The following is a 25,558-nucleotide window of genomic DNA, read 5'->3' as shown; positions in this document are numbered from 1 at the left end:
GAGGGGATTTCCGGTACATACTTAGCCTGACGTGAGCGCCTCCATCCACTCCACTGACGACATTTTGGCCGCCCTGCGGGAGCATCCGGACTGGCGCAAAGCCGTCTGGAGGGCCTTTCTTGCCGACGATCAGGAAGCGGCGGAGATCCGTAAAAACCTACTGACGGACGACCTTCTCAAGCTGCCAGCCCGATTCGAAAAGGCGGAAGAGGAACGGAAGAATGACCAGAAGAAGGTCTGGGAGGCGATTCAAGAGCTAACGGAGGCGCAGCGGCAGACCAACACGACTCTCCAGACATTCATGGAGTCGACCGACAAGAGGTTCGCCGCTCTCGAGAAGAAGGTGGACGGCATCGAGTCGGAGCTGAACTATGTTTCGGGCAAGACCATACAGGTTGATGCCAAAGAGAAGCTGAGCAGTTACCTCCAGTCTCACGTAAAAAGGATACGCCGATGCGACCGGGAGATGATCGATTGGATCATCGACACGGCATCGGAAAGCGGAGTCCTTACGGAAAGGGAAGGCAGCGATCTTCGCAGCGTAGACATAGCAGCTGCCGGAAAGGATATGGAGTCTGGTAAGCTTGCGTGCGTGGCAGTTGAGGTCTCAAGGACTGTGAACACATATGATGTGGAACGGGCCGCTAGACGCGCCAAGCTATTTCTTAAAGCCAGCCGGGCGGTAGTCACGGCGGATCCGCCGGAGTTCAGAAAACTCTTCCCCCAACTGCCCGAGAAAGCCTATGGGTTGGTCGTAGGCAGGCACATCGCCGAGGGAGCCTGCCGGGAGGCCGAGACAAAAGGTGTCCTCTTCGCAAAGTACCACAACGGCCATTACCGGGAAGGACGGTAAAAGGGCTTTCCGCAAGCCCAGTAGCTGGCAAAAATCCCCTTGACGCTTGAGCGCAATACTTTCTTAAAAAAGGGACCGCCATGCGAATCCTGCTGCTACCGATGATCCTGGCCGTTGGGATGCCGACCTGCTCGTACTTCGGAGGAGGCGGTCAGCCGCAGCAACCCGTCCAGCAGGCTGGTCAGGCCACGCAGGCTGCTGCGGCGGTGCCTGGTGGGTCCGCGTCCAATGGCATGTTTGGATTTCTCCCCGGCGGTTGCCCGGCGATCACGGAAGCGACCAGGGTGGAGGTTAACAACTGGATCTACACGGCGATCAGTGAAGAGGGGATGGCAACGCCGCCAGTTGTATCAGCAAGTAGTGTAAATACGCCATTCCTTACGTTAACATCACTTGTAGTAGCGCCAAGTCGCACGCTCCCTTGCGGAGTGTTTGCACAATGGACGACAGCTTATCGTTATTATAACTTCAACAGGACCATTGCTGGTTCAGCGGATTTGCCGCGAACCAGTAGCGGTGCTGTCGACCCTTCGGCAATCTCTACGCTAAAAGCGTGGACAAAAATGGTAGCCAATAATTATTGGGGGCCAGATATGGGTGCTTGGTGTGCTGCACACTGGCCTGGTCCTCGATAAGAAAAATCACGGACCAGGAGGACCTTTTCGCCTGGGCAAGCCGCGGAAGAAATCACCAGCTTGCTGAAACATCCCTCCGGCCATCTGACCAATCCCGCCGCTGACCGCTCCACCGATCCGGTCCATATGCTCCCGATGGGCATTGATCCAGGCGTTCGCCGCTGCCGAGAACGAGTTTGTCCACGAGAAAGCGACCTGAACGGCCGTGACCGCTACCGTCGTTGCGACGGCAATAAACGCTCCAACGATAGTGACTCCTACGACATACCGCAGGAAGTAACCAGAAAACTGAAACATCCATAACAAATATTGATCAAGGTGCATTCCACTGTTGGATCCTATGGGTCCGAGCACGGTACCTAAGCCAATATTGTTCATCGCTTGGCTAATCCATTGCCAAATGACGCCCAATGCTCCGCCCGTAAGTCCCGATGCGGCTCCTCCCGCAGCTCCCGCCGCACCGTTTATGGTTCCTCCCGTCGCTTGCACTACCGCACTGCGTATGAACGTGCCTACACTCCCGAGCGTGCCCAATCCGAAAATCGCATTGAAGAGCGTCGCCATGATCGCAACGCCGATCCCCGCCATGATCCAAAAGAGAGCAGGCAGGATTGCCAACGCAACCAATGTGACAAGGTAGTGCCGCCAGTAAGCTCGGCACATACCAAAGTATATCAACGGGATCAGAAGCATCCCGAGTGGGATGTACAGGTTCCAGGCCAGTTCTCCTCCTCCTAGGACGAAAAGTTGAGTTAGGGCGAAGGAAAAGATGGACACAATGGCCGTGAGGTAAGCGCCGAGCAAGGCGACGAAGATTGATCCGAGTCCAAAAAGAAATGCGCTGTAAAGGCCGATAGCCCAAGCGGTTTGTTGAATCTTAGCTGCACCGAGAGCAGCGTCAACAGACTGGGAACTGGTCTTAAGAGAGGCAATCAAACTTTGATCCTGCCACAAGCCCACGGGAGAGTCTTGGATCCAGTACATTGAGAATTTGCATGTGGGATTGTTGAGATTGAGACCGCCGATGGTTGCTCCCCCGTTGATCCAACTCATGAGCCATTGCGTCGGCGTGTTGCCCATCAGCCCGGCAGAATGCGCGATTTGGTTTCCAAGCTGCACCGCTGGCATGAGCAGCGCAGACCTCAAGTTGCCGAGAAGGGTCTGCGGCCACATCCCCACACAAAACACCCACACAATGGCCGAGAGAGCACAGACCTCGACAAATGTGCTTGCGATGGATCGGCCACGTCCACCGAAGGCCATGCTCAAGCCCGCCATCGCGAGGCCGATCTGGAGAGCGTACTGTCCGATGACCCGCAAAGAAGGAACTAAGGATTGGTAGAGGAACTGCCCGATTTCCACGGCTTTCTGCTGGAGCAAGGTGAGCTCCTCCGTTGGATCCGGTAGCGGCATCATCTCTCCTCCGCCTCCGACTCCGGGCATGCCGCCTCCGGCCGGGGTCTGCGCAAAGGACGGGGCGACAGACAAACAAAGAACGGAAAGCAGGAGAAGGACGGACCATGTGTTTCGGTGGCGCATAGTATGCCTATGCGCCGATCCGATCGTCGCATTATCGACTCATGAGCACGGAACAAGTCGTTGGAGGGGAAGCAAGCATCTGGCGACGAATGGGAGTTGGGTTGATCGACGCGATGGTCGTCTGGTTTCTCGTGACGCCGGTCAACTTCCTGTTGGCGTCAGCGCTGATGTCGCTGGATCCCGAGACCAGACTGCATATGGTGACCGACCAGCACGCGATCTTTCTGGTCGGTGGGCCCGAGGTGGCCGTCTGGTGGATCCTTGCTGCGATTTACTACGCGCAACCCGTGACGGTCGGGTGTCGCATCATGCGGGTCGCGTGGTTTTCCGGCGACACCATAGCATCAAGATGGAAGCGTGCTGTTCGCGGAGCGGCACTCGCGTTGCTCCTGCTTATGGTCTTCCCATTCAACTACCTTGTCTTATCGTTCTTCTGGCGCGAAGAACTCGCTCCCGTTAGCGAGAACTACCGCTTTCCCGAGCGAGCTACCTACTGGCGGCGATTCGTGGCGGGCCTCATCGACCTTCCGCTTCTCTTCCTTCCCTACACCATGGCAGTCAGCGCCGCTTTCCCCCATGGGAAGGTCGGCTGGATTCTGTGCAGCTCGTTCCCGCTCGTCTGGCTCGGGTATGCCGCGCTCGCCGAGCACTGGTTCGGCTGTACCCTCGGCCATTTCCTGTTAGGCCTACGCGTTGCCGACCTGCGCACGGAGAAGCCTCCCGGCTTGCTTCTGGCCTTCAAGCGCAATGCGTCGAAGCTCCTGGGCCTAACGGCCGTCATCGCGGATTCCTGCGGAGTGGCGGTGGTCACTCGACGGCAGTTGGACTCGGCGGCGTGATACGGCCGACCGCATTGTCTTTCCGACTTATCCAGATTAGAGTTCAGACGTGAGCGCTCCCATTCATTCCACCGATGACATCCTGGCCGCCCTTCGGGAACACCCGGAGTCAACCACTCCCGCCAACCGCTTTGCGGTATGGCCGGAGCTTGTGTTGAAAGTTTTCCTGGCCGATCCCGTGGAGACGGAGGAGATCAGAAGCAGGCTGTTGACCAGGGAGCTAATCGAACTGCCAGGCAAATTCGCCGCTGCGGAGGAATCTAGAAAGAGCGATGCCAACACCATCCTCGATTTGATCCAAAAGGGAGAGGAGGCGAGGCAGAAGGATTCCCAGGCCGTCTTGGAGGCGATCGGCAAGCTCACGGAGCGGATGGACCAGTTGGCCGAAGCTCAGCGGAAGACTGACGAGACTCTCAATGCCTTCATGCAAAGCACGGACAAACAGTTTGGACAATTGAAAGGGAAGATTGGAGATCTCAGGGGAGATATCTTTCAGATCAAGGCTTTGCCGATGTTCATCCGCAAACTCGCGAGCAAGATGGATGGCGTAGCTATTGTGGACGCGAATACGGAAGGCGCCTTATTGTGAAGATCGCAACGCGCAACGAAGAAATTACCGTGGAGCAAAGCGACGAAATAGCCAACGCTGATGCTCTTGCGGTCGGCAAGGACTGGGACACGAACAAACTCGTCTGTGTCGCTGCGGAAATCTCAAAAACCGTGCGGGACGACGATGTGGAGCGTGCCGCCAAGCGTGCCTCCCTGCTGTTGAAAGCCTCTAGAAACGTTCTCGCCAGTCATCCACAACGTTTCGGTTTCATTTTTCCTGAGCCGCCAAGCAACAGCCTTGGCGTCGTTATGGGAACGAGCATCACCGACCATGCAAACCGAAAGGCGGAACGCGAAGGCGTGCTTTTTATCCATTGCCACGAAAAGGACTAGGGCTGGGACTAGGGGTCAGCTCACGAAACGGAAAAAATCGTCCGCCAATCCTCGTGGAGGAAATGGACAGACAAGGCGGTGGAGAGCGGTTTTTCCGCTTGCGCGTCTTCTGGCGCAGCATGATTGTGACCACATGACGACGAAGGAGCTTTACGAGCGTGACCTGTATGCCTGGACGCAGGAGACGGCGCGGCTCCTGCGGGCGCGCCGATTTAGCGAGCTGGACCTAAAAAATCTCATTGAGGAGGTCGAGGACTTGGGAAGTAGCGAGCGACACAGGTTGGAAGGCCAGCTTGAGGCGCTGATCGAGCACCTCCTGTACATCGGGTATCTGACCACGGATCCAGAAAGGGACGGGCATGGATGGCGGTATGCCGTCGAACGCGCGAGAGACAAGGCTCTTCGCGTGCTGAAGAAAAATCCCAGTTTTAAACACGATTTGGGCGAGGTTATCGAGGATGCGTATCGCAGTGCTAGGGAGAGTCTTCTTGAAAAAGCGGACATCATGAAGGCCGACCGCAAGATCTGCTATTCTATCCGCAGAGAAGAGCTTCCGCCTCAATGCCCATGGCCCGACAAAGAATTATTTGAGAAAGAACGCTATTTCACGCGCGCGGAAATTGAGCGGCGGGAATTGAGACAAGGTTAGGGTGTCGTCGATTTCTGAGGCAACAGGAGCGTGCTTTATTTTCCGTTTCGTGAGACGATCTCCTACTTGGTGAAGTGAAGACGGGGAGCGGCTTAGCGTCCGATTTTTTCCGTTTCGTGAGCTGATTCCGACTACAGCAGATAACCTTCTTCTCTCTTCCGGAGTCCTGGCTCCAGAGTGGCATCATTGCTTGTGATAGGTTGGTGAAGGCGCCAGGGTTCTCCTGATTCTTTTCGGCAAGCGCTGCGATGATCTCGACCTTGATGGTCGCCGCGCTCTGATCGGCGCATAGCCATTTTATGAAATGGCTGTCTCTTCTTCTGCTCCCTCTGGCGTTCGTCGGCTGCGCCCACGCCCCGGATTCGGTCAAACACACCAGCGAGAATCCGCCCGTGCCGCCCTACGATCATCCCGAGTGCGATCCGAAGGTCGCCAAGTATCGGAAATGGATCGAGATGGGGAAGAACGAGGAAAGGAGCACTCTGCTCAACGGCGGTTGGGACAAGATCGCCAAGAACGGGAACGGCAGAGTCGGAGGACAGCAGCCGGGACAGGTGCAGTGGCGGACCAACTACGTTCCCAAGTACCAGATCGGCGGAGTCGAGTACGGCGGGCAGTACGAGACGATCCCGGTCGCCAATCCGTGAACGGCTTGGCTTTGGCTTGCTCCAGTCGATTGCGACGATCCTCTTAGGCCAACTGCTCGTCCATGGAGCGGTCCTGGGCCGATCGGCGCAACAAACCTCCATGAAGAGCGAGCCGAACGGCAATGCAGCGGCGGAAGGCAATGCGAACGAGCTCCGAAGTCCTCTGGACGATCAACGCGTCATGCGATTGGTAAACGCCTCGTCGCACGCGTGCCAGGCATTGGAGTTGGCCGAGGAGAATGGATACAGCATCGTTTGGGGTGAGACGGGAGGCGGCAGCTTCACCAACCGCGAAAAGAAGATCGTCGCAATCGATTCAGCCATGCGGAACAAGCCCGGCCATGCCGCGGCGTCGCTCTTTCACGAACTCGCCCATGCGACCAGCGGGGTGCGATTGGCGACAAGAGACGACCTCGAGGAAGCAACCGCATTGCAGTCCAGGCGGTTCTCAGTAAACGGGAGCAACGACAAGGCGGAGGGACGCAATGACTCCATGCGCCAGATGGTGAAGGAGGAGTTCGTGCAGCGGAACACCGATGCCGCCATCCGCAATGAAGGCAAAGCGGAAATCGGCAGGTGGGGATGTTCCGCGGAAGTGCTGCAGGCGGCCGCGAAATCGACGGATCCGCAATTCCGGAGAAATGCGCGGCAGATGGCCGAGCACAACTCGGCGGTAAGCGGGAAAGAGGCTGGCGTCTTCCGTGAGGCGTCCCGGAAGGGAACGTCGATCGAGCAACTGGAGGAGACCGTGGGACTGGTGTACACGGAAAACACAGTGCCGACTGGAGAGCCGGACAACACCTACCGGAGACGCTACGAGACGATGTTTCGCAACCAGCTCTCATCCGATCCGGGCCAGAACCGCTTCGGCTCGTTCATCGACATCGACCGGATCATGGGCGCGCCCTCCAAGGAGCAAGGACAACCCTGGTGGCAACAGGCTAAGGAGCAATCGGGGGTCAACCACTCCCGCCAACCGCATTGCGGCATGGCCGGAGCTTGTGAAAACAGGCTCCTGGTTGACCAGGCTCCGTCTCCGGGTTCGATCCTGGAGGCTACGTTGGGAAGGTCATGACACCCCGGAATGCGCGCGCCAGTTCCGGGCGACTGTCGGGGCGAGTTAAAAGCGAGTTGGGAGTGAAGCAAGCGGTGCTCGTTCCACGACAAGCCTTACCCAACATTGCCGAGGCGCACATTACCCCCGCAAGGGGAGAAGGCAGAGAGTAATGATGCAGAATCGCGTGCTCGTGCTTGATAGCCGGAGGCAGCCGCTCATGCCCTGTCATCCGGCCAGAGCCCGGGCGCTTTTGAAGGAAGGGAGGGCGGCGGTCTTCCGCAGCTTTCCCTTCACAATCATCCTCCTGGAGCGAGCCAGCGGCGATGTTCAGCCCGTCCGCGTGAAGTGCGATCCAGGCAGCAAGACGACTGGAATGGCTCTGGTAGCCGAGTTTGCTCGGCGGGGGCCGACGGTAGTCTGGGCGGCGGAACTAACTCATCGCGGGGAGGCGATTCGCAGCGCCTTGCGGCAGCGGGCAATGCACCGCAGAAGCAGGCGTAATCGAAAGACGCGTTACCGTGCGCCACGTTTCGACAACCGGAAAAGGTCGGAAGGATGGTTGCCTCCATCCCTTCGTCATAGGGTGGACACGGTGATGTCCTGGGTAGGGCGGTTGCGGCGTCTGGCTCCGGTCACATCCATCAGCCAGGAACTCGTCCGGTTCGATACCCAAAAGATGCAGAACCCGGAGATTACTGGCGTCGAATACCAGCAAGGCACATTGGCCGGATATGAGGTTCGCGAATACCTGCTGGAGAAGTGGGGCAGGAAATGTGCGTACTGCGAGGCGAAAGACGTACCGCTGGAGATCGATCATATCCATCCCAGGAGCCGTGGCGGCTCGGACAGGGTAAGCAATCTCACGCTGGCCTGCCACGCATGCAATCAAGCCAAGGGCAACCGGGATATCCGGGAGTTCCTTGCGAACCGGCCGGAACGTCTGGCGGCAATACTCGCTAGGGCAAAGACGCCGCTGCGCGATGCGGCGGCCATCAACAGCACCAGATGGGCATTGTGCGAGCAACTCAAGGCAACCAGCCTGCCGGTAGAAACCGGATCTGGCGGTAGGACAAAATACAATCGCAGCCAGCAGGGGTATTCGAAGGCACATTGGATTGATGCCGCTTGTGTGGGACATTCCGGTTCGGCTGTGTGGCTGGATGCCGGGATGCGGCCGCTGCTCATGGAGGCTACGGGGCACGGAGAACTGCAACGCGCTCGTGTGGACAAGCACGGCTTTCCTCTTGCGCACAAGCGCGGTGGAAAGTCTTTCCGTGACTTCCGAACCGGAGATCTGGTGCGTTGCCGCAAGCCCGGTCTACCGGATTTCCTTGGTCGGGTTGCGATCCGGTTCCGGCCCTCGTTCGTCGTGAGTGGATCGGACCGAAAGATCGAAGTTCATCCGAAGCATCTGGTCGTAGTGCAAAAGGCGGACGGATATGCGTATGCGTGAAACCAGAGGCGGCTCTTCCTCTCCAACCAAGCCAAAGGCCTTGGATGGAGTACCCGCGCCGACGGGTGGATGGCGATCCCGCATTGCACGAGAAGGAGAGCCAAGTCTGGCAGGACATTGCCAAACACAGGATCTCTCCCAAACAAGCCGAGCACGAGATCGGACGGTTCTTCGCCGATCACGAACGGCCAAGCACTAGACCGGGCATCACCTATCGGCAGTTTTACGGTACAAAACCCGAGCGGGATGCGGCGAAGACGAATGGCGCAAAGGAACATTCCCATGGCCGGTTCGGAGGATTCATCGACCTGGGCAAGCTCATGGGCGGCCACGAAAAACAGGACAAGGAACGCGAATCCTTTGTCCGGCACCAAGGCATTCAGGCGTTTGTCGTGGAGCGCTAATTCCGCGAGTTAGCCTTCTGCGAAGTCTGGGAGGAGGGCATTCCGCCGACGTATTGCCGGATGAGATCCTCGAATTCCTTGCTTTGCCTCTTCTCTTCCTCGGTGTAAATCTCTCCGATCCGCCGAAGCATCCTCGTCTCCTTTCCGGAGATTCGGTACCAGGTCAGACGCGCCTCATTGATCAGGTCCAGAGTCAGCTCGTGGACCTTTTGGACGGCCAGGATGACCGCATAGGCGAGGTATACGACTCCCGCCAAGCCAGCCAGAATCACGATGGCGAGCTCGGCGGCGTGAACCAGATCGGTGAGAATACTCGGGAAGGAGATTGGATCCTGGAAGCCCGAGAGGACCGCATGGAGCAGCCCGAGATAGGTGCCCACGATCCAGGAGATCAATCTCTCGATCCAGTCGAGGTTCATGGTCGCACTATGCGCTGATTCTTCCAATCGCGCAAATCGGCGAGGTACTTTTGGGATCAGCATGATCTTCCTCTGCGATACCAAGGCCTCCGCCTTGGCGGCGATCGAGCGCTTTCCCGTCGTCCTGCTCACCGGAGGAGCTGGCACGGGAAAGAGCGTCTTGGTTCGCCGGATGGGAGAGCGTGGATGGATTCTCTGCGCCTCAACGGGACTGGCCGCCTGGAACATCGGAGGCAAAACGGTTCATTCCTTTTTTGGGATCAAGCCATCGTCCGGCAATCCCGGACTCCGCGAGGAACTCGATCGCGCGCCCGGCATCGTGATCGACGAGGTGTCGATGCTTGACGCCGAAAGCCTGGATGCGATCAACGGAGCGTGTCAGGACGCTCTCGAAACGACCGAGCCTTTCGGGGGAAAACAGGTTCTTCTGGTCGGCGACTTTCTTCAGTTGCCTCCGGTCAAAGGCAAGTGGAGTTTCCTTTCGCATGCCTGGCAGGAGGCCGATCCTCCATTGGTGGCTCTGACAACTCCTCGCCGTCATGCCGACGACAGATTCTGGATGGCTCTGCAGCGGTTGCGCTGGGGCAAGGTATCGCCAGCCGCCGAAAAGTTGCTGGCGAGCTCAAGCGCCAAATGTAGCGGAACCGAGACGCCGGTGATCCTGGTCGCCCGCCGGAAAGCGGCGGATCAGATCAACGCCTGGATGGTGTCCCAGTTGACGGGGGAGAGGTGTTCCTACGAATCCTCCGAGGGTGAGGGTCCGGACGGAGAAGGCGGCCTTGAGCTTGCGGTGGGCGCCAAGGTCATGGTTACCGTCAATTTGCCCGATCTTGGCCTGGCCAATGGGTCGATCGGATTCGTGAGGAGGCTCGGTTCCCGATGGGTTGATGTGGAGATGGGCGGGGTCGTGAAGAGGATCGGGCGGATCCAGCAAGGAAACGGTCTGAACCGACGTACGTGGATTCCGTTGCGGCTGGCTTGGTCCGTGACGATCCACCGGGCGCAGGGACTCACTCTTGACGAGGCTCTGGTGGACTTGGACGGAGTATTCGCCCCCGGGCAGGCTTACGTCGCCCTCTCGCGCGTTCGCGATCCCAACCGGATGACCGTCCGCAACTGGAGCCGGTCGTGCGTCCGAGCCGATCCGGTTGCCGTTGAGTGGCTCAAGCGAAAGGCGGCCGCATCGCTGACCATTGAGCCGAACAGCGCATAGTATTCCTTATGCGGCCGGTGAAAGAATCCGGAGCTTGAGGAATCATGCGAACCGAAAACGAACTCACGGACATTCTACTTGAGCGGGCCCGATTTTTCCAAAGCTCCGGCGCGCTCATTCCGCTGAAAATATTCGAGCGGATCGAGACGCTGATCCGAGTGGCTCCGAGACTCGGCGGGGAGGATGTGGAGAGAGCCGTGGCCGAGATCGACGAGGAACTGATTGACGACTGTCTCTCGCCCGATCTTCGCGAGCAGCTGACAAACCATCCGCGGCATGCGCCTCACATGTATCTTAGCCCCAGGCGGTCCAGCCGCTTTGAGAAAATCCACGACATGGCGCATCTGGAAAAGAGCGTGGCCGGGATTGAGGGAGGACGGCCGGAATGAATGACCAGGGCACGACGGGAATCCTGGCGAGCACGCCTTACGAGGCATGGGCGAAGTCCGCCGCCAGGAGCGGGAAGCTTGAGATCAAGCATGCGGCTGGACAAATCGTTCTGCGCACGATTGATGCGGATGGATTTTCGCACAACGATCTCGGCCCGGCGGAAGTGACCATCGGTCTGGGTGGAAGGCTGTCTCTGGTCGCATTTTACCGGCACGGACAGATACATCGGTCGGGCGGGCCGGCGCTGATGCTTGTGGATCCGCGAGGGCGGATCCGTGCCGCGGACTGGATCGAGAACGGCCGGTATGTATCGGATGGGCTGCCGTCCAGAGTCGAGTTCCATAACACTGGCGTTCCCTCGCGAGCCGACTATTGGTCAGGATTCTTCCATATGGGTTGTCTGGAACGGCACGACGGTCCGGTGTCGGCGACCTTTCATGGAGGAGGGGAGATTCGGTCGGTGGAGTATCGCGCTCGAGGCGCGGATGGACTGTCGGAGTGGCAATCCTTCAGCTTCGATCGCGATGGCCGTTACGTTGAGAGCACATTGCCGGATCCGAGGCCGGAAACGATTCGGAAGGCGCTGACGCAGGGAAGGGAGACCGTCAAGATGACCTGGGTACGCCGAGCCGAGGCGTTGCGGGAAATGGAGATTTGGCGCGCGACAAGCGCGTCAATGGAACTGCGCAAGCAGTTCGAGCAAGCATGCGAACGCGAGAAGGGAAAACGCAAGCCGAGCGATGGGAGGACGGACCTCGGCCGAGACGACAGCAGGGAGGAAAGCCGATGACTGAGGAAAAAGAGACGGAAAGGGTAGTGGAAGGGTTGCTATGGGGACATGTGCATGAATGTCCCGACGGCAGGACCTGGTGGTATGGAATCGGAATCATAGGGCCATTCCGTGGAGCCACAAACAGCCTGGAAGAGGCCAAGCGGCTGGCGCGGGAAGCGGTTCTCGACAATCGAAGGCGGTACGGAGTGGAGCGCGCAAAGTGGCCCGAGCCGCGCATAGTGGGAGGAGCGGGCAAGCCTTATCTGCGGGAAGCGTCGGAGTTGGCGGGAGGAATCGTCTATTTGCCGTCGCTGGGAGCCTGGTTGCCCAACGATCTCCCTCAAAATGGAAAAACCCTCATGGAGAATGTCGCGGAATTTCACGCGAAGGAAGGCAGCGCGTCAACTACCCCTCCCTGAAGGGAGGAGCTTGAGGGAGACCGAGAGCTAGGTTGACCAGGGAGCGCCAGAAGATGGCTACGTATGCGACAGGTGAACGGACCCACTCCGGGGTGCTTCCTTAGCTCCGGACACTGGAAGGGGAGGATCATGCTGGGCAAAGGCAAAAGCCCGAAGGTTCTCTCCGCCGCCTCGAGGCGGAAGCCGGTCGCATACCTTCCCGAGGGGAGCGCAGCCACAAGGCTGCCGTTACCAGGCCCGTAAGGGCGATTGTTAGGAAGTAGGCATGGTACTGGTACTGGACAAGCGGAAGAAACCGCTGATGCCGTGTACGGAGAAGCGCGCCCGGCTGCTCCTGACGCGAAAGCGGGCGGTAGTGCATCGGCGTTACCCGTTCACGATTAGGCTTAAGGATCGTGAAAATGGGATGCATCAGCCGATACGCCTCAAGCTCGATCCCGGCAGCAGGACAACCGGCCTGGCATTGGTACGCGAGGCCGCGAACGGCACGCAACATGTGATCTGGCTGGCGGAGCTGGAGCATCGGGGATCGGCGATCCGGGATCGGATGGCTGGCCGCCGGGCGTTCCGGCGGCGCAGGAGGTCAACACTGCGCCATCGGCCTGCTCGCTTCGACAACCGGAGACGGCCGGAAGGCTGGCTAGCGCCGAGCTTGCGGCATCGGATGGACACGACGATGTCCTGGGTAGGGCGGTTGCGGCGTCTGGCTCCGGTCGCGGCCATCAGCCAGGAGTTAGTTCGGTTCGATCTGCAAAAGATGCAGAATCCAGAGATTACTGGCGTCGAATACCAGCAAGGCACGCTGGCAGGATATGAGGTACGTGAGTACCTGCTGGAGAAGTGGAACCGGCAGTGTGCGTACTGCGATGCAGAGAACGTACCGCTGGAGATCGATCACATCCATCCCCGGAGCCGTGGCGGCTCGGACAGGGTGAGCAATCTCACGTTGGCCTGTCACGAATGCAACCAGAACAAGGGAAACCGGGATATCCGGGAGTTCCTTGCGAAGCGTCCGGAGCGATTGGCGGCGATACTCGCCAGAGCAAAGACGCCGTTGCACGATGCGGCGGCCATCAACAGCACCAGATGGGCTCTCTACAACCGGATCAAGGCAACCGGCTTGCCGGTCGAAACCGGATCTGGCGCTAGGACGAAGTGGAATCGCGGCAAGCTGAATATCCCCAAGGCGCACTGCCTGGATGCGGCTTGCGTAGGGGATCTCGACGGACTGCTAGGCTGGAACTCGCCAGCATTTGCTATCCAGACGACTGGCCGCGGTAGCTACCAGCGGACGCGACTGACGAAGGATGGGTTCCCTCGCGGCTATCTGACACGGAACAAACGTCACTACGGATTCCAAACGGGGGACTTGGTGAGAGCCAGCGTGCCGAGGGGGATAAAGGCTGGCCTCCATCTCGGCCGCGTGGCGGTACGCGCGAGCGGCAGCTTCAACATCCAAACGCTTCATGGCGTGGTCCAAGGCATCGGCCATCGCCACTGCTCGCTGATTCAGCGAGCGGATGGCTATGGCTACCGCATCAAACCGAAGATAGCGGAAACGAAAGGAGGATGCGGGAACAGGGGCGGCTTGCAGCCGCCGCGCTATCCCTCCCCGGCATGAATGCCAGGGTTCTCCCGCGCAAAAAGATGATCAAGAAGCTGTTGTGCGACTGGGCCAAGAAGCGCGAAGCCGAATATCGGGACAAGCACGCGGCGAAATTGCCTTCCATCGCGTTTGACGACATCAAGGCGGTCTCCGGCTATAAGTTCAAGGACCCCAAGACCGAACAAGAGGTTGAGACCGGCGTTGTCGTCGTGCGCACGCGGACGACGGACAAGGGAAATCCGCGTTTCCATAGCGTGGTGATCGGTTTCGCGCCTGGAACAACGGATCCAATGGCCTGGTGCGGCGACAAAGCCATCGAAAGATTGTTTCCGGAAAAGGATAATGAATGTGAATTCTTCATAAAGAGACAGACCAAGCCGGATTACTGCTGCAAGCACATTCAGGCTGCATTGACCTGGATTGCGCATAACGATCGCATCGCGGAAGACATTGCGAACGGTCTGGATTCGGTTTTACCGGAAAAGATGCGGGCATCGATTCCGGAGCCGGAGAACGAGAACGAGAAAGACGCGAAAACCGTCTTGGACGCCGGCATGCCGGTGCTCTTCTATGGTCCGACCGGGAGCGGCAAAAGCTGGCTCGCGGCCAAGCTCATCGAAAAAAGCGGACGAAAGCCTTTTCACATCCATGTCAGCGATGGCCTGGAGGATGTCGATCTGTTGCAAAAGCTCATTCCAGCTGGAGATGGAAAGGGGTGGAAGAGGTTGCCGGGCGAGATCGTCAACGCCTTTACCACGGCGGAAAAGGAGCCGGTAATCGTTCTGCTTGAGGAAGTGACCAGAAGCAGCAAGAGCATGCGGAACATGCTCATTCACGTGCTCGACCGCAAAGGAAGTTCCTATCAGTTGCACAATTGGACCAGCGGCCGGCATTACCGGGTTTCCATCGATCGGATCCAATGGATCGCCACCGCGAACCTGGGCGGAGGATACAACGATGCGAACGAGCTAGACCCAGCTCTCATGCGCCGGTTCGGGTCGGCCATACATATCGATTACGATACGGCGGCCGAGCGGAGGCTGCTACATGGGATGGGGCTCGAAAAGGACCTCTCGGACAAGATGGTATCGGTGGGCTCCCAACTCCGAACCCAATTCCGCGAAGGCCGGCTTCCGCGTCCACTGGACACGGCCTCGATCCTGGACTGGGGCAAGCTGGTCAAAGCCGGGATGTCGCCATTGCGCGCCGCCCAGCGAAGCTGGGTGCCTCGCGTCGTCGAGATCGACCGGCATGGCTATCCGGAACAGGGGCATGTCTCGACGATCGAAAAGCTAATCCAGAGGGAGATCGGGAATGAAAAAGCTAAATGAAAAGAGCCTCCAATCGAAACTGGAGCTCGAAACCGGTCTATTGGCCGGCGACGTCGCTTTTCGTCTGCATCTCGATCCCATGGATGACAGCAGCTGGTGGAACCATGAGCACCAGATCATTTCAGTCGGCGTCAAGGATATCGCGCCGGAACGCCGGGAAGAGTTGGCTTGGTTGATCGCGCAACACGAAGTCGGACACACGCTCTTTACCGCGCGAACGGGCGACAAGTTGGACAAGAAACTGTTTAGCATCTGGAACGTGCTGGAGGACGCGCGAATTGAGCGGCGCATGGCCGTTGCGCATGGCAGCGAGTTCGGGCCCTTGCATGAGGACAGTGCGCGGCGGCTATACACGGGAGAAGGCAATCCCGCTCGCAGCCATCCGATCAACGCTGGAATTCTCTTGCGCTGGAAGCGGTGGGGAGTCGCTGGATTCGATCCGGATCCATCTCTGCCGGCGGAGTTTTTGCGGGATTGGGACAAGTCCATCGACGAGTCGATCCGAGCGGGAGACACCGCGGGAGTCATGAAGATCGCGACGGCGTTGCGCGAAAAGTGGCGCAGCCTGTTCGATCCAGAGCACCCAAGCGGGGATCCATCGGGACTGACGGAACGCGATCAGGAATCGATGTCCGGCGAGGGAAAGCCATGCGAGGAGTCCAAGGACACCGGCAACGGCAGCAAGTCGCCACGCTTCTTCGAATGGGATCAACGGTGGCTGCAGCAGGAAGAAGCCGCGTTACGGCGATACCTCGTCTTTCCGAAAGCGACGGGCTATGGCTACGCATACAACGGACATCGGATCGACCCGCGGAGGGCGGAGAATCCTCCTCTCGCTCCGTTTCGCGTCAGAAGCGAGCCGCAACCAGCCGTGCGTCCCTTCCGAATGTTGGCCGTGATCGATGCCAGCGGATCGATGAATTGGAAGCCGTTCATATGGGCCGCCCACACGGTCAAATTGCTGCACGGCTTTCTGGGGAAGAAGTTGTCGGTGGCGGTAACGGGCACCCAATTTACCAAACCGCTGGAAATCGACGATTTGGACGACCTCAGGTTGATAAATCCGAATGGAGGCGGCGAGAACTACAGGAGTTTAAGAGAGAGGCCATTCAAGGAACGCTTCACCCTGTTCCTGTCGGACGCATGCGTGGGCGAAAAAGACGCGGAATTCGTGAAGAAATTGAAGGCTCTGGGTTGCAAGATCGGATGCGGTTACGTCGGAACGCAACAGACGAGACTGGATAAAGTATTCGGCGAAGGCATCTCTTTCCAGTCCGCCGCTCCGGAGGGTCTCGGTCAAATGGTGGGACTCTTTCTCAAGAGCAGGTTTGGACGGGAACTCGAACGGTAAGCTTGGGGTCGTCTCAGAAAACGGAAAAAATCGTACGCTAAGCCGCTCCCCGTCTTCACTTCACCAAGTAGGTGGTCGTCTCAGAAAATGGAAAATTATGCTTATCCCGTTGACGCCCCTAGCCCTGCGAGCATGATATAGTGGTGGCCCGGCCCGATTTTCCCAAGACCTTGAAAGAGTTTCGTGAACGTTTTTCCCAGGAAGACGCCTGCTTTGAGTATCTGGCCAGCAGTCGCTGGCCGGAAGGCTTTGTCTGTCCGCGGTGCGGTGGTCAAGCCTGCTGGATTAAGACCAGACGCTTTGAGCACAAGTGTCAGAGTTGCGGCCAGCAAATCTCCGCGACGGCGGGCACCCTCATGCATGGCTCCCACTTCCCTTTGCGCGAATGGTTTTGGGCCGCGTACCTGGTGGCCACGCACACACCCGGCATGAGCGCGACGCAACTGCAACGGCAAATGGGGTGCAGCTACAAAACCGCTTGGTATCTGTTGCACCGGTTGCGCCGCGCCATGGTCAACGAGACCCGCTCCCGCTTGAGCGGACGAGTCGAGACCGACGAGGTCATCATTGGAGGTCCGGTCAGAGGTAAAAGAGGCCGGGGCGTGACGGCGGCGCAACACGGCACCCTGGTCTTTGGCGCGGTGGAAGTGATCGCTTATACTAACAAGCATGGCGGCTACATGGAAAAAGCCGGCAGGTTGCGCCTGACTGTGGCTCCCCGAGCCGATGCGGGTTCGATCCGCCGCTTTCTGGAGAAAAACGTGGAGCCGGGCACGGAGATTGGCACCGATCAATGGAAGGGGTACTCGACGACAGCCCTCGCAGGCTATCGCCACGAGCACCAACATCCCGAAACCCATGCGCTCCATATCCACCGGGCTTTCGGCAACCTCAAAACCTGGCTTAATGGCACCCATCATGGCGTTGATCCCAAATATCTGCAAAATTATCTCGATGAATGCGTGTTTCGCTTCAACCGGCGCAAGACTCCCATGGCTGCGTTCCAGACATTGCTCGGGCTGGCCACACGATCAAAATCCCCGTGAACTACGAGAAGATGACGTTAGGGGCGTCAACGGGATAAGCATATGAGTCATTCGCGCCCATGGTCTGGAGTTCACAAGAGTCTTGACGGGCTTGGCATCTTCGCTAGTTTGAAAGGGCAGATGGGGATGGGGTTCCCCGTAGACCGCCATTTAGGCTAATAACTCCTACCACGCGGCAAACGCGAGAAGGAGGAGTGGTGTATCGAGAGGAGCCGGCGGTTTTAACCTGCATTTCCGGGAGCCGTGGCCTGCCATTCTCCCGACCCTCGACCCGATCTCCGGTGCGCGTCTTTCGAATTCTATGGGCATTAGGCCTCTGTTGCCTCGCGGTTGCGAGCGTGGCGCGGGTTTTGGCACGAGCGCCCAATGTGGGGGAAGCAGGAGAGGACGGGGTCTTCGTCCGAGAGCCGCAAAAGGGCAGCAGGCCTCCGGTTCTCTCAGGCCTCGGAAATGAGCCTGTACCCGCCCGCCATCACTCCGGTAGCTGGTTTCTCAGCGTGGGGACTGGAACGGCCTTTCCGCAATATGACCGAGGGGAAATCGTGAATGACCGTACGGGTGCCATCGAGTCCGCCGCGGGGAACAGCAACTTCGCGGTGAACTCGGCACTCTCGTTCGGCTATCGCTGGTTCGATCCGGAGCGCTGGGGCCACTGGTCCTTCGACGTCGACTTCTTCGGCTCGTACATGGGAGTCGGCGTTTCCGGCTTCGGCGTGAGCGGTGCCGAGAATCTCGGCTTCCTCGGCATGCGGGGGCGAGTCGGCTACCGGGTATGGTACGATCGGCTCGAACCCTTCATCGGCATGATCGGCGGCGGCGTCCTGGCCAATACCGAATCGGGGGGGGTCGATCACGGGGCGGTTTGGGGATACTGGTTTTCCCCCACCGGGGGCGTGCGGTATTACATTCCCAACACGCGCTGGTCGATCAGCCTCGATGGCTTCTTCCGGTTCATCGGCGGTATCAACGGGCTGAGCGGACCGGGGGTGACCATCAACGAGACTCCGCATGCGGGGCTGGGCGGACGTTGGCTCTACGAACCGGTCGGCATCGTGGCGCTCGGCTATCGTTTCTGAATCGCTTCCGGAAACCCCTCGTCGTCGAGAAGTTGCGCGCCCACGAGCAATAACCCGTTGCCTCAAAAAATAAATGACACCGAACGGGTGGGAAGAGTGAGGGCCGTTGCCTCAAAAATCGACGACACCCTAACTTTGTCTCGATTCCAGCGGTGATCGCCGCCCTTAGCGTACGATTTTTTCGTTTTTCCGAGGTACCCCCAGCTTGCGTTGACCGAAGATCGACCCGCTAGCGACCGCCCCTGGACGGAGTGAGAAACGGATGGCCGGCGGGAAGCTCGATCGGCAAATCGAGTTGCAGGTCATGCCTGGCTATGGTCGTGCGTTGCTTGTAGCCTTCGAGGCCATAGACCATTCCGGATATCGACGATGAGGGAGTCGACGCAAGGATGCCGGGAACGGTCCTGGTTTTCGCCGATTTGCTGGCCGGGATGCCATGGGCCGGAGTCTCGCGCGCAAAACCACGGAAGAACTTGCCGACGCCTGGCACGGTTCTGGGCGGGTGGATCTCCTCGGTTATCGATCCGCCGATCATTACGGATTTTATCGGACCAGCCGACTCTGCCGCTTCGATTTGCGTCCGGATTGGGGCGGTGGTGACAAAGTGGCAACTCACCTCGAAGCTGCCGCATTCCCGAACCACGGTTCGGCGTCCGGAAGAGGTTATCGTTAGGCCGAGCTTGTCGGCCACCACCTTGGCAAGAGCGCTATCGAGCAACAGGGAATCGATTTTGAACGTGCAGAAGTGCTGAGCCTCCTTCCCCGTCCAGTCCAGCACACAGACCTCATCGCCGACATTCATGCTCTTGGCGAGGCTTGTGGGAACCTTGCGGGAAATGCCGAGCTTCTTTGCTTCGGCAACGAACTTGGATGGCGTGTAATACCCGCCCGCAAATGTGATCCAGCGCATGATGCTTCATGCGCCGATGACCGTCGTGGTCCAACGACGGCGATTGAGACTGCGGTTACCGTGTTCCAGGAGGAACGCCCGCAATGAATACCGTTCCCTTTCCGCCCGCAAGCCGGGATGCGGATTCGATCGGTATTTCCTGCTCTATGGCGAAGGCTGCACGCCAATTTCCATCCATCCGTCGGCGCGGGTACTCCATCCAAAGCCTTTGGCTTGGTTGGTGAGGAAGCGCCGCCTCTGGTTTCACGCATACGCATATCCGTCCCCCTTTTGCACAACGACCAGATCCTTCGGATGAACTTCGATCTTCCGGTCCGACCTGCTCACGACGAACCAGGGACGGAACCGGATCGCAAGCCGCCCAATAAAATCCGGTAGGTCGGGCTTGCGGCAACGCACTAGATCCCCGGTTCGGAATCCACGGAAAGACTTTCCAGCGCGCTTGTGCGCAATAGGAAAGCCGAGCTTGTCCACGCGGGCGCGTTGCCGTTCTCCGTGTCCCGTAGCCTCCATGAGCAGCGGCCGCATCCCGGCATCCAGCCGCACAGCGGAACCGGAATGTCCCACACAGGCCGCATCGATCCAGTGCGCCTTCGGATACCGCTGCTGGCTGCGATTGTATTTCGTTCTGCCGCCAGATCCGGTTTCGACCGGCAGGCCAGTTGCCTTGATCCGGTTGTAGAGAGCCCATCTGGTGCTGTTGATGGCCGCCGCATCGTTCAGCGGCGTCTTTGCTTTAGCGAGTATCGCCGCCAAGCGCTCCGGTCGCTTCGCGAGGAACTCCCCAACGTCCCGGTTTCCCTTGGTCTGATTGCAGTCGTGACAGGCTAAGGTCAGGTTACTCACCCTGTCCGATCCGCCCCGGCTCTTGGGATGGATATGATCGATCTCCAGCGGTACGTCTTTCGCTCCGCAGTAAGCGCATTTCCTGCCCCACTTCTCCAGGAGATACTCCCTCACCTCGTAGCCAGCCAATGTGCCCTGCTGGTGTTCGATTCCGGAGATCTCCGGATTCTGCATAGCCTGCATATCGAATCGAACCAGTTCCTGGCTCAATGCACTGACCGGAGCCAGACGCCGCAACCGTCCTATCCAGGTCATCGTCGTGTCCACCCGATGACGTAGGCTCGGAGGCAACCATCCTTCCGACCTTTTCCGGTTGTCGAAGCGCGGCGCGCGGTAACGGGTCTTTCGATTGCGCCGGCTCCTGCGGCACGCCGCCCGCTGCCGCAATGCGCCGCGAAACGTCTCCCCGCGATGAGTTAGTTCCGCCGCCCATGCCACCGTCGGCCTTCGCCGAGCAAACTCGGCTACCAGAGCCATCCCAGTCGTCTTGCTTCCGGGATCACACTTCACGCGGACAGGCTGAACATCACCGCCAGCGCGTTCTTTTACGATGATCGTGAAGGGAAAGCGGCGGAAGACCGCCGCCTTCCCTTCCCTCAGCAGCATCCTGGCTCTAGCCGGATGACAGGGCATGAGCGGCTGCCTCTGGTTATCAAGCACGAGCACACGATTCTGCATGACTACTCTCTGCCTTCTCCCCTTGCGGGGGTAACGTGCGCCTCGGCAATGTTGGGCAAGGCTTGTCGCGTGACGAGCACCGCTTGCTTCACTCCCAGCTCGCTTTTAACTCGCCCCGACAGTCTGCCCGGAACTGGCGCGCGCATTCCGGGGTGTCATCACCTTCCCAACGTAGCCTCCGGGATCGAACTCGGAGACGTAGCCTGGTCAACCAGGAGCCCGTTTTCACAAGCTCCGGCCATACCGCAAAGCGGTTGGCGGGAGTGGTTGACTGTCCAGTTGCCAGAACTCCGTTGCCTGTTTGCCGTAGGGCGTACGCACGGCCCGGGTCTCGATGGGAAGTCGAAGCCAGCGCTGGATCAGCAGAGTATTCACTCCGGCCGCGAGGAGGACGGATACCAGCAAGATTGTTGAAGCAATGGCGGCAACCGAACGCCACACTCTAGGTAGGAACGCTCCGAATACGGCTAGCATATATGCCCAGAAGAGCGTCGGAGCGCCGCGGGCAAGCGTTCCAAAAATGCCAATGCCCACGGGAACCACGGCAGACAAAACCGCAAAGACGGGGATCGACAGCATTGTGCCAATGAGCAGCGGGTTTGTGCTGGCGACAAGAGCGGGTTTTGCGAGTTTCATGTCCAAAGGCGGCGCGAGTTTTCAGATTTGAGGCTTGGCGGAAGCGATTCTCTGGCTTTCGAGGAAAAAGAGCGACCAAGTGCCAATGACGAAATAGGCGATGGCGATGCCCTCAAGGTAAAACGGCAAGAACTCGGCCGCGATTCCCAGAAGCACGGTCAGTCCGGTCAGCGTTGCGGCAAGCCGGTTATCCCGGATCGCGTGCGGCCAGGCTCGGATATTCATCATCCACGTGTACCGGCCGGACGTGCGCTGGATCGCCTGATTGGCCTCCCACCAGCGTTTCGACCGCTGCCGGGCCAGATTGTCGGCTAGGCGTTCCACGATGCAGAGAATAACGTTCAAGCAGACTGGGACAGCCAACAGATACGCCCCAACCGTAGGTCCATTGGTTGGGCCGACCAATGCCACGCCGATAAGAATCGAGGCGATCATCAGAACGGAGAGGCGCAGCAGGATGCGCCGTTTTGGATCCCAATGGTGAAACCAGATCTTCCAACCGGCCACCCGAAGCAGCCATGGCGGGAACCCGGACCGGCAACCGGCAAAGCAGAATCCGTAGAGCACGGCGGCCGAGACCTCGAACAGAAACGAATGCGGATGCAGATTGATGTCCGTTTTCTGCGCCCATCGCGATCAGCGCATAAGCACGGAAAGCAGCCAAACGGGCCGGGTGGCTCGGGCGGCTGTCCACAACCCAAATCGGAGGTCATATGCAGAAAAAGATCATTGGGTTCCTGGCGTTCACGCTGTGCCTGACGGCATCCGCGGCTATGGCGCAGGTCATGCCGGACGCGCGGACGATGCTGATCGATGCTGGTGCATCGGGCGGCATCTTTTCCGGAGGTCTCGGGATGCTCAAGAACGTTGGCTACCTCGGAGCGATCGGGACCGGCGCCGTCATGACGCCGATCGGCCTTGCGACGCATAAATGGGGAATGGCTGCGGCTGGGTTTCTCGCGGGAGCTGGCGGCTTGGCGGTCTCCCCGGTTGCCATGTCGCTCTACGCCATGGTTCCGCACACATAAGCCGCGAAGGCGCTGCTCCGCTTCCTTTATGAAACAGGAAGCGGAGCGGATGCCTCGCGCCAAAGAGGAGGAAGGAATGGGCTTCAGTTCCGCGATAACGACATTCGCCACTCAAGCGATGTCCTATTTTCACATGATCGCTTGGCAGCTGGTCGGCGTGCTGGGGATCTGGCACGGCCTGACCTACATGCAGGGCGAGCTCACGATTCCGACTTCCTCCAGAATGGCGATCGGCGTCGGCATGTTCATGGCGGCGGTGCCGGTTGCGAACACGTTTAACCCATGGATGCTGTCCATGGGCGTGCCATCCACCCTAATGGCGCAGAATCTGGCGACGCTGCTGGGAATCTATGGGGGCACGATCGGCGCGTTGGGATTAGTGCATCGCAACCCGCGCTGGGTTATCCAGGGAATCGGCGGAACGGTCATTTCCTGGGCTTGGCCGGCGATTTGGCAACGAATGGGAGGCTTGATAGGCGGCGCCGCTTCCTTGCCTGCGGCCCCGTGAAGCCCAGCTCCAGCGCGCGCTGGGAACCAGGTTCTCGGTGTCGCGGAACGGCGGAGTGGGCAGCGCCCGCGCGCGGTGTCCGAACCGTTTCGGATATGCCAGGTACTGAAACCAGTATGTGGTGAAATTCGGCGGCTTGTCATGGAGTAAGATCCAGAACGCGGTATAAGCAATCGCTCCGGTCAGCAGTCCGTTGGTTAGGCTGCCTCCGAAAGCCCCGTAGCCCAGGAATCCCAGCTCAATGGGGACGATGAACCAGTAGCCCGGCAACCCGAGGAGATGCTGCCGCTTGTTCAGGATGACCGGCGCATCGACTTCCCGCAACTTATCGCGAATTCCTAGCACAACGCATCATGCGCCGATCCATTTCTGTCCCGCCGCGGGCGGCAGATCCAGGAATCTCGCGGCTTCCTTGATCTCAATTTCGCCGGAGAACGCAAGCCTGGCCGCTTCCTCGTCGATCGTCGGATATCCGCGTTCTCGATTATGCCGGCGGATCTTCTCCGCGGACGCCCCGTCGGTGAGCAAGGCGCGAATATGGGAATCGACGGGCAAGACCTCGAAAATCGGGATCCGCTCCATGCCGTTCTCGATCCCCGTCCATCGGCACCGGATGCACCCGCGCCGCTCGGCTATCTGGTAGGAGGGCAACTCCACATCTGGGAATACGGCCACTTCCTCGGCCGTAGCCTGACGCACCTCCTTGCAGTGGCGGCAAAGCCTGGGAGCCAGGCCCTGCGAGACGCAAAGCTTGGTGGCGTTGGCGATTGTCGATCGGTCGATGCCGAAGCCGATCTGCATTCTCATCAGCGCCTGGGCGGGATCGGACGCATGGATCGACGTGAGCACCTTGTGTCCCGTGAGCGCGGCTTCCACGCACTTTTGCGCGGCAAGCTGGTCGCGGATCTCGCCGACCAGCATTGCTTGCGGAAATTGGCGCATGGAAGACTTGATCAGTTCGCTGTAGGAGATTACTCCCGCTCTGGTCTGTGAGGCCTCGGCGAAGCGACGCTCCGGCGGATCCTCGATCGTGATGAGATGAACGGGCTCGTCGACGATTTCGAGCAGCATGGCGTACAGGAGAGTCGTCTTCCCGCTGCCGGTTGGGCCGATGGCCATAAATAGGCCGTGGCGCTTGCCCAAAAACCAGCGCAGTGCGGAAACGACTCTTTCCGGCAGTCGTAGATCTCGAAGCTTCCTCGGTTTGTCCTCGTGAATCCGCACGGCCAACTGGTCGTTGCCCGCTTCCAGCGGAAGGACGGACAACCTGAGCCGGCGCAGTTCTCCGTCGATCAGGATCTGTCCGTCCCCGTCCTGTGGAAGACAGGTGAGATCCGGCTTCATTCCTTCTCCGACCGTCTTCGCGCGGATGAGCAGCTCCCGGTGCTGATCGCCGGTGATGCACGCCTGCTCCACCCATTCCCCGCCAATGGCGAACCGAATCCGGCAACGCCCGGACGGGAGGGGAGTCGCAAGGACATCACTGGATCCCGAGCGGATTGCGGCGCTCATGATCGTCCGAAAAAGAACATCTTGATCCTTGGTCGCCGGCCAATGGGTCATCGAGAGCGATTCCCCGGCGACCTTGGCGTGATGATTCGTGGCGGGCAACCGGGATCGCAAGACCGCCAACTCTTCGGATCCTTGTGACAGCAGAATGGGCCGCTTGCCCATCAGCTCGGCAATGGCATCGCTACGGAATCGGCCATTGGCGAACCGGTCGGTGGCAACCCAGGCCATGGTCTCTGTTTCCCAGATCAGAATGCCGCCGCAGCGCAGGAGTCTGGCTGGAGAGAGCCAGGATTGCGGAATGGCCAGTCCCGCTTCGGATTTGTGTAGACTTGCGAGTACGTCCGAGGGGGAGGGATAGAGTTCCGGAGGCCAGCCTGATGCACGCAAAAGGGAGTCGGTCGACACCGATGCGCCGGACTCGCCCGATTCGACCGCCTTCCATGTTTGCGGAGTAAGCAAGCAAGACAGCCACAGCTTATTTGGGTAGAGCACGGGTGCAATCGTCATGATGCCAGACAATCGAAAGGGGTTGAGGCATCCGATCAGGACCGCTGGCTCGCGCATCAGCACGACCGCCCACTCCTGGACGAGTTCCTTTGGCGTTTCCTCCCGCCCGGGTCTGCAACCATCGGCGGGGAGAAAAGACGGAAGATTACACCGACTGAGAGCCTCTACCCAGCGTTCGGACGGAATCTTCGCTTCGAGCAGCGCCTTCTCGGCTTGACGATCAGGGTCCAGAAACCGGCCGCCAGGGATGGCGCCGCCGTTCTGTAGCTCATGCAGCAAAAGCCATCCAGGA

At 59.2% G+C, this 25,558-nt stretch carries 26 protein-coding genes, 1 pseudogene and 1 riboswitch; of the genes and pseudogenes, 20 read left to right on the top strand and 7 right to left on the bottom strand.

The annotated features are described in order from the left end of the window. Window positions 1–31 precede the first annotated feature (31 nt). On the top strand, window positions 32–853 hold the full coding sequence (locus A37A_RS0100695; protein WP_018289633.1) for a hypothetical protein: 822 nt from the start codon (window positions 32–34) through the stop codon (window positions 851–853). Between the two features lie 641 nt (window positions 854–1,494). On the opposite strand, the gene A37A_RS0100690 is transcribed toward A37A_RS0100695, so the two are convergent. Then, on the bottom strand, window positions 1,495–2,868 hold the full coding sequence (locus tag A37A_RS0100690; RefSeq protein WP_155996376.1) for a hypothetical protein: 1,374 nt from the start codon (window positions 2,866–2,868) through the stop codon (window positions 1,495–1,497). A 200-nt stretch (window positions 2,869–3,068) separates the two neighbouring features. Between A37A_RS0100690 and A37A_RS0100685 the strand changes: the two genes are divergently transcribed. The 8 genes from A37A_RS0100685 (at window position 3,069) to A37A_RS0100650 (ending at window position 9,018) form a co-directional block, all read left to right on the top strand. Continuing rightward, window positions 3,069–3,866, top strand: coding sequence for an RDD family protein (locus tag A37A_RS0100685; RefSeq protein WP_018289631.1), 798 nt, complete (start codon window positions 3,069–3,071; stop codon window positions 3,864–3,866). Window positions 3,867–3,915: 49 nt separating this feature from the next. Further along, on the top strand, window positions 3,916–4,455 hold the full coding sequence (locus A37A_RS0100680) for a hypothetical protein (RefSeq protein WP_018289630.1): 540 nt from the start codon (window positions 3,916–3,918) through the stop codon (window positions 4,453–4,455). Further along, complete coding sequence (locus A37A_RS0100675) at window positions 4,452–4,808, top strand: hypothetical protein (RefSeq protein ID WP_018289629.1); 357 nt, start codon at window positions 4,452–4,454, stop codon at window positions 4,806–4,808. The genes A37A_RS0100680 and A37A_RS0100675 overlap by 4 nt, the downstream gene beginning before the upstream one ends. Before the next feature lie 133 nt (window positions 4,809–4,941). After that, window positions 4,942–5,457, top strand: a complete 516-nt coding sequence (locus tag A37A_RS14855) for a DUF29 domain-containing protein (RefSeq protein ID WP_018289628.1) — start codon at window positions 4,942–4,944, stop codon at window positions 5,455–5,457. Window positions 5,458–5,756: 299 nt separating this feature from the next. Then, the gene (locus A37A_RS0100665) at window positions 5,757–6,104 is read left to right on the top strand and encodes a hypothetical protein (RefSeq protein ID WP_018289627.1); all 348 of its coding nucleotides are present in this window, start codon (window positions 5,757–5,759) and stop codon (window positions 6,102–6,104) included. 16 nt (window positions 6,105–6,120) lie between these two features. After that, a complete protein-coding gene (locus tag A37A_RS0100660; RefSeq protein WP_018289626.1) occupies window positions 6,121–7,179 on the top strand; it encodes a hypothetical protein in 1,059 nt (352 codons plus the stop codon). A 154-nt stretch (window positions 7,180–7,333) separates the two neighbouring features. After that, the gene (gene iscB / locus A37A_RS0100655; protein ID WP_155996571.1) at window positions 7,334–8,614 is read left to right on the top strand and encodes an RNA-guided endonuclease IscB; all 1,281 of its coding nucleotides are present in this window, start codon (window positions 7,334–7,336) and stop codon (window positions 8,612–8,614) included. A 44-nt stretch (window positions 8,615–8,658) separates the two neighbouring features. Continuing rightward, window positions 8,659–9,018 (top strand): hypothetical protein, encoded by a 360-nt coding sequence (locus A37A_RS0100650; protein WP_018289624.1) that lies wholly within the window; start codon window positions 8,659–8,661, stop codon window positions 9,016–9,018. On the opposite strand, the gene A37A_RS0100645 is transcribed toward A37A_RS0100650, so the two are convergent. Then, a complete protein-coding gene (locus A37A_RS0100645; RefSeq protein ID WP_018289623.1) occupies window positions 9,015–9,437 on the bottom strand; it encodes a hypothetical protein in 423 nt (140 codons plus the stop codon). The genes A37A_RS0100650 and A37A_RS0100645 overlap by 4 nt on opposite strands. A 61-nt stretch (window positions 9,438–9,498) precedes the next feature. Here A37A_RS0100645 and A37A_RS0100640 point away from each other — a divergent pair, with 61 nt between their 5' ends. The 9 genes and pseudogenes from A37A_RS0100640 (at window position 9,499) to A37A_RS0100600 (ending at window position 18,641) form a co-directional block, all read left to right on the top strand. Continuing rightward, a complete protein-coding gene (locus A37A_RS0100640; protein ID WP_018289622.1) occupies window positions 9,499–10,650 on the top strand; it encodes an ATP-dependent RecD-like DNA helicase in 1,152 nt (383 codons plus the stop codon). 44 nt (window positions 10,651–10,694) lie between these two features. Further along, window positions 10,695–11,039 (top strand): hypothetical protein, encoded by a 345-nt coding sequence (locus tag A37A_RS0100635; protein ID WP_018289621.1) that lies wholly within the window; start codon window positions 10,695–10,697, stop codon window positions 11,037–11,039. Then, the gene (locus A37A_RS0100630) at window positions 11,036–11,830 is read left to right on the top strand and encodes a hypothetical protein (protein WP_018289620.1); all 795 of its coding nucleotides are present in this window, start codon (window positions 11,036–11,038) and stop codon (window positions 11,828–11,830) included. Before A37A_RS0100635 ends, A37A_RS0100630 begins: the two co-directional genes overlap by 4 nt. Continuing rightward, a complete protein-coding gene (locus tag A37A_RS0100625; protein WP_018289619.1) occupies window positions 11,827–12,231 on the top strand; it encodes a hypothetical protein in 405 nt (134 codons plus the stop codon). Before A37A_RS0100630 ends, A37A_RS0100625 begins: the two co-directional genes overlap by 4 nt. 265 nt (window positions 12,232–12,496) lie before the next feature. Next, window positions 12,497–13,852, top strand: a complete 1,356-nt coding sequence (iscB, locus tag A37A_RS14850) for an RNA-guided endonuclease IscB (RefSeq protein ID WP_018289618.1) — start codon at window positions 12,497–12,499, stop codon at window positions 13,850–13,852. Beyond that, window positions 13,801–15,168 (top strand): AAA family ATPase, encoded by a 1,368-nt coding sequence (locus A37A_RS0100615; protein ID WP_020493824.1) that lies wholly within the window; start codon window positions 13,801–13,803, stop codon window positions 15,166–15,168. Before iscB (A37A_RS14850) ends, A37A_RS0100615 begins: the two co-directional genes overlap by 52 nt. Beyond that, window positions 15,152–16,519, top strand: a complete 1,368-nt coding sequence (locus tag A37A_RS0100610; protein WP_018289616.1) for a hypothetical protein — start codon at window positions 15,152–15,154, stop codon at window positions 16,517–16,519. The genes A37A_RS0100615 and A37A_RS0100610 overlap by 17 nt, the downstream gene beginning before the upstream one ends. 140 nt (window positions 16,520–16,659) lie before the next feature. After that, window positions 16,660–17,603 (top strand): annotated as a pseudogene (locus tag A37A_RS14845) (IS1595 family transposase). 75 nt (window positions 17,604–17,678) lie between these two features. Continuing rightward, window positions 17,679–17,740, top strand: a riboswitch (Fluoride riboswitch). Window positions 17,741–18,107: 367 nt separating this feature from the next. Beyond that, window positions 18,108–18,641 carry a hypothetical protein gene (locus tag A37A_RS0100600; RefSeq protein ID WP_231363708.1) on the top strand — a complete coding sequence of 178 codons (534 nt, stop codon included), beginning with the start codon at window positions 18,108–18,110 and terminating at the stop codon, window positions 18,639–18,641. Window positions 18,642–18,870: 229 nt separating this feature from the next. Here the strand turns inward: A37A_RS0100600 and A37A_RS0100595 are convergent, their stop codons facing one another. From A37A_RS0100595 to A37A_RS0100575, 4 genes are all read right to left on the bottom strand, one after another. Then, on the bottom strand, window positions 18,871–19,551 hold the full coding sequence (locus tag A37A_RS0100595; RefSeq protein WP_018289613.1) for a hypothetical protein: 681 nt from the start codon (window positions 19,549–19,551) through the stop codon (window positions 18,871–18,873). A 243-nt stretch (window positions 19,552–19,794) separates the two neighbouring features. Next, window positions 19,795–21,075, bottom strand: coding sequence for an RNA-guided endonuclease IscB (iscB, locus tag A37A_RS0100585; protein WP_020493821.1), 1,281 nt, complete (start codon window positions 21,073–21,075; stop codon window positions 19,795–19,797). Between the two features lie 225 nt (window positions 21,076–21,300). Beyond that, on the bottom strand, window positions 21,301–21,711 hold the full coding sequence (locus A37A_RS0100580; protein ID WP_018289611.1) for a hypothetical protein: 411 nt from the start codon (window positions 21,709–21,711) through the stop codon (window positions 21,301–21,303). Between the two features lie 21 nt (window positions 21,712–21,732). Beyond that, complete coding sequence (locus tag A37A_RS0100575) at window positions 21,733–22,278, bottom strand: hypothetical protein (RefSeq protein ID WP_018289610.1); 546 nt, start codon at window positions 22,276–22,278, stop codon at window positions 21,733–21,735. Between the two features lie 146 nt (window positions 22,279–22,424). Here A37A_RS0100575 and A37A_RS0100570 point away from each other — a divergent pair, with 146 nt between their 5' ends. Together A37A_RS0100570 and A37A_RS0100565 are read left to right on the top strand one after the other, a co-directional pair. Next, complete coding sequence (locus A37A_RS0100570) at window positions 22,425–22,739, top strand: hypothetical protein (RefSeq protein WP_018289609.1); 315 nt, start codon at window positions 22,425–22,427, stop codon at window positions 22,737–22,739. Window positions 22,740–22,767: 28 nt separating this feature from the next. After that, window positions 22,768–23,247 carry a hypothetical protein gene (locus A37A_RS0100565; protein ID WP_018289608.1) on the top strand — a complete coding sequence of 160 codons (480 nt, stop codon included), beginning with the start codon at window positions 22,768–22,770 and terminating at the stop codon, window positions 23,245–23,247. A 351-nt stretch (window positions 23,248–23,598) separates the two neighbouring features. On the opposite strand, the gene A37A_RS0100560 is transcribed toward A37A_RS0100565, so the two are convergent. Further along, window positions 23,599–25,545: a GspE/PulE family protein gene (locus tag A37A_RS0100560; RefSeq protein WP_231363706.1), complete on the bottom strand. Its 1,947-nt coding sequence runs from the start codon at window positions 25,543–25,545 to the stop codon at window positions 23,599–23,601. Window positions 25,546–25,558 lie beyond the last annotated feature (13 nt).

The sequence above is a fragment of the Verrucomicrobium sp. 3C genome (assembly GCF_000379365.1).
Taxonomy (GTDB): Bacteria; Verrucomicrobiota; Verrucomicrobiia; order Methylacidiphilales; family Methylacidiphilaceae; genus Methylacidimicrobium.
This window is presented reverse-complemented; position numbering and strand designations above follow the sequence as displayed.

Coding starts and splice junctions, on each gene's coding strand:
- A37A_RS0100685 (WP_018289631.1), top strand. CDS start 3,069: ATGAGCACGGAACAAGTCGTTGGAGGGGAAGCAAGCATCTGGCGACGA.
- A37A_RS14855 (WP_018289628.1), top strand. CDS start 4,942: ATGACGACGAAGGAGCTTTACGAGCGTGACCTGTATGCCTGGACGCAG.
- A37A_RS0100665 (WP_018289627.1), top strand. CDS start 5,757: ATGAAATGGCTGTCTCTTCTTCTGCTCCCTCTGGCGTTCGTCGGCTGC.
- iscB (WP_155996571.1), top strand. CDS start 7,334: ATGCAGAATCGCGTGCTCGTGCTTGATAGCCGGAGGCAGCCGCTCATG.
- A37A_RS0100650 (WP_018289624.1), top strand. CDS start 8,659: ATGGAGTACCCGCGCCGACGGGTGGATGGCGATCCCGCATTGCACGAG.
- A37A_RS0100645 (WP_018289623.1), bottom strand. CDS start 9,437: ATGAACCTCGACTGGATCGAGAGATTGATCTCCTGGATCGTGGGCACC.
- A37A_RS0100640 (WP_018289622.1), top strand. CDS start 9,499: ATGATCTTCCTCTGCGATACCAAGGCCTCCGCCTTGGCGGCGATCGAG.
- A37A_RS0100635 (WP_018289621.1), top strand. CDS start 10,695: ATGCGAACCGAAAACGAACTCACGGACATTCTACTTGAGCGGGCCCGA.
- A37A_RS0100630 (WP_018289620.1), top strand. CDS start 11,036: ATGAATGACCAGGGCACGACGGGAATCCTGGCGAGCACGCCTTACGAG.
- A37A_RS0100625 (WP_018289619.1), top strand. CDS start 11,827: ATGACTGAGGAAAAAGAGACGGAAAGGGTAGTGGAAGGGTTGCTATGG.
- iscB (WP_018289618.1), top strand. CDS start 12,497: ATGGTACTGGTACTGGACAAGCGGAAGAAACCGCTGATGCCGTGTACG.
- A37A_RS0100615 (WP_020493824.1), top strand. CDS start 13,801: ATGCGGGAACAGGGGCGGCTTGCAGCCGCCGCGCTATCCCTCCCCGGC.
- A37A_RS0100610 (WP_018289616.1), top strand. CDS start 15,152: ATGAAAAAGCTAAATGAAAAGAGCCTCCAATCGAAACTGGAGCTCGAA.
- A37A_RS0100595 (WP_018289613.1), bottom strand. CDS start 19,551: ATGCGCTGGATCACATTTGCGGGCGGGTATTACACGCCATCCAAGTTC.
- iscB (WP_020493821.1), bottom strand. CDS start 21,075: ATGCAGAATCGTGTGCTCGTGCTTGATAACCAGAGGCAGCCGCTCATG.
- A37A_RS0100580 (WP_018289611.1), bottom strand. CDS start 21,711: ATGAAACTCGCAAAACCCGCTCTTGTCGCCAGCACAAACCCGCTGCTC.
- A37A_RS0100570 (WP_018289609.1), top strand. CDS start 22,425: ATGCAGAAAAAGATCATTGGGTTCCTGGCGTTCACGCTGTGCCTGACG.
- A37A_RS0100565 (WP_018289608.1), top strand. CDS start 22,768: ATGAAACAGGAAGCGGAGCGGATGCCTCGCGCCAAAGAGGAGGAAGGA.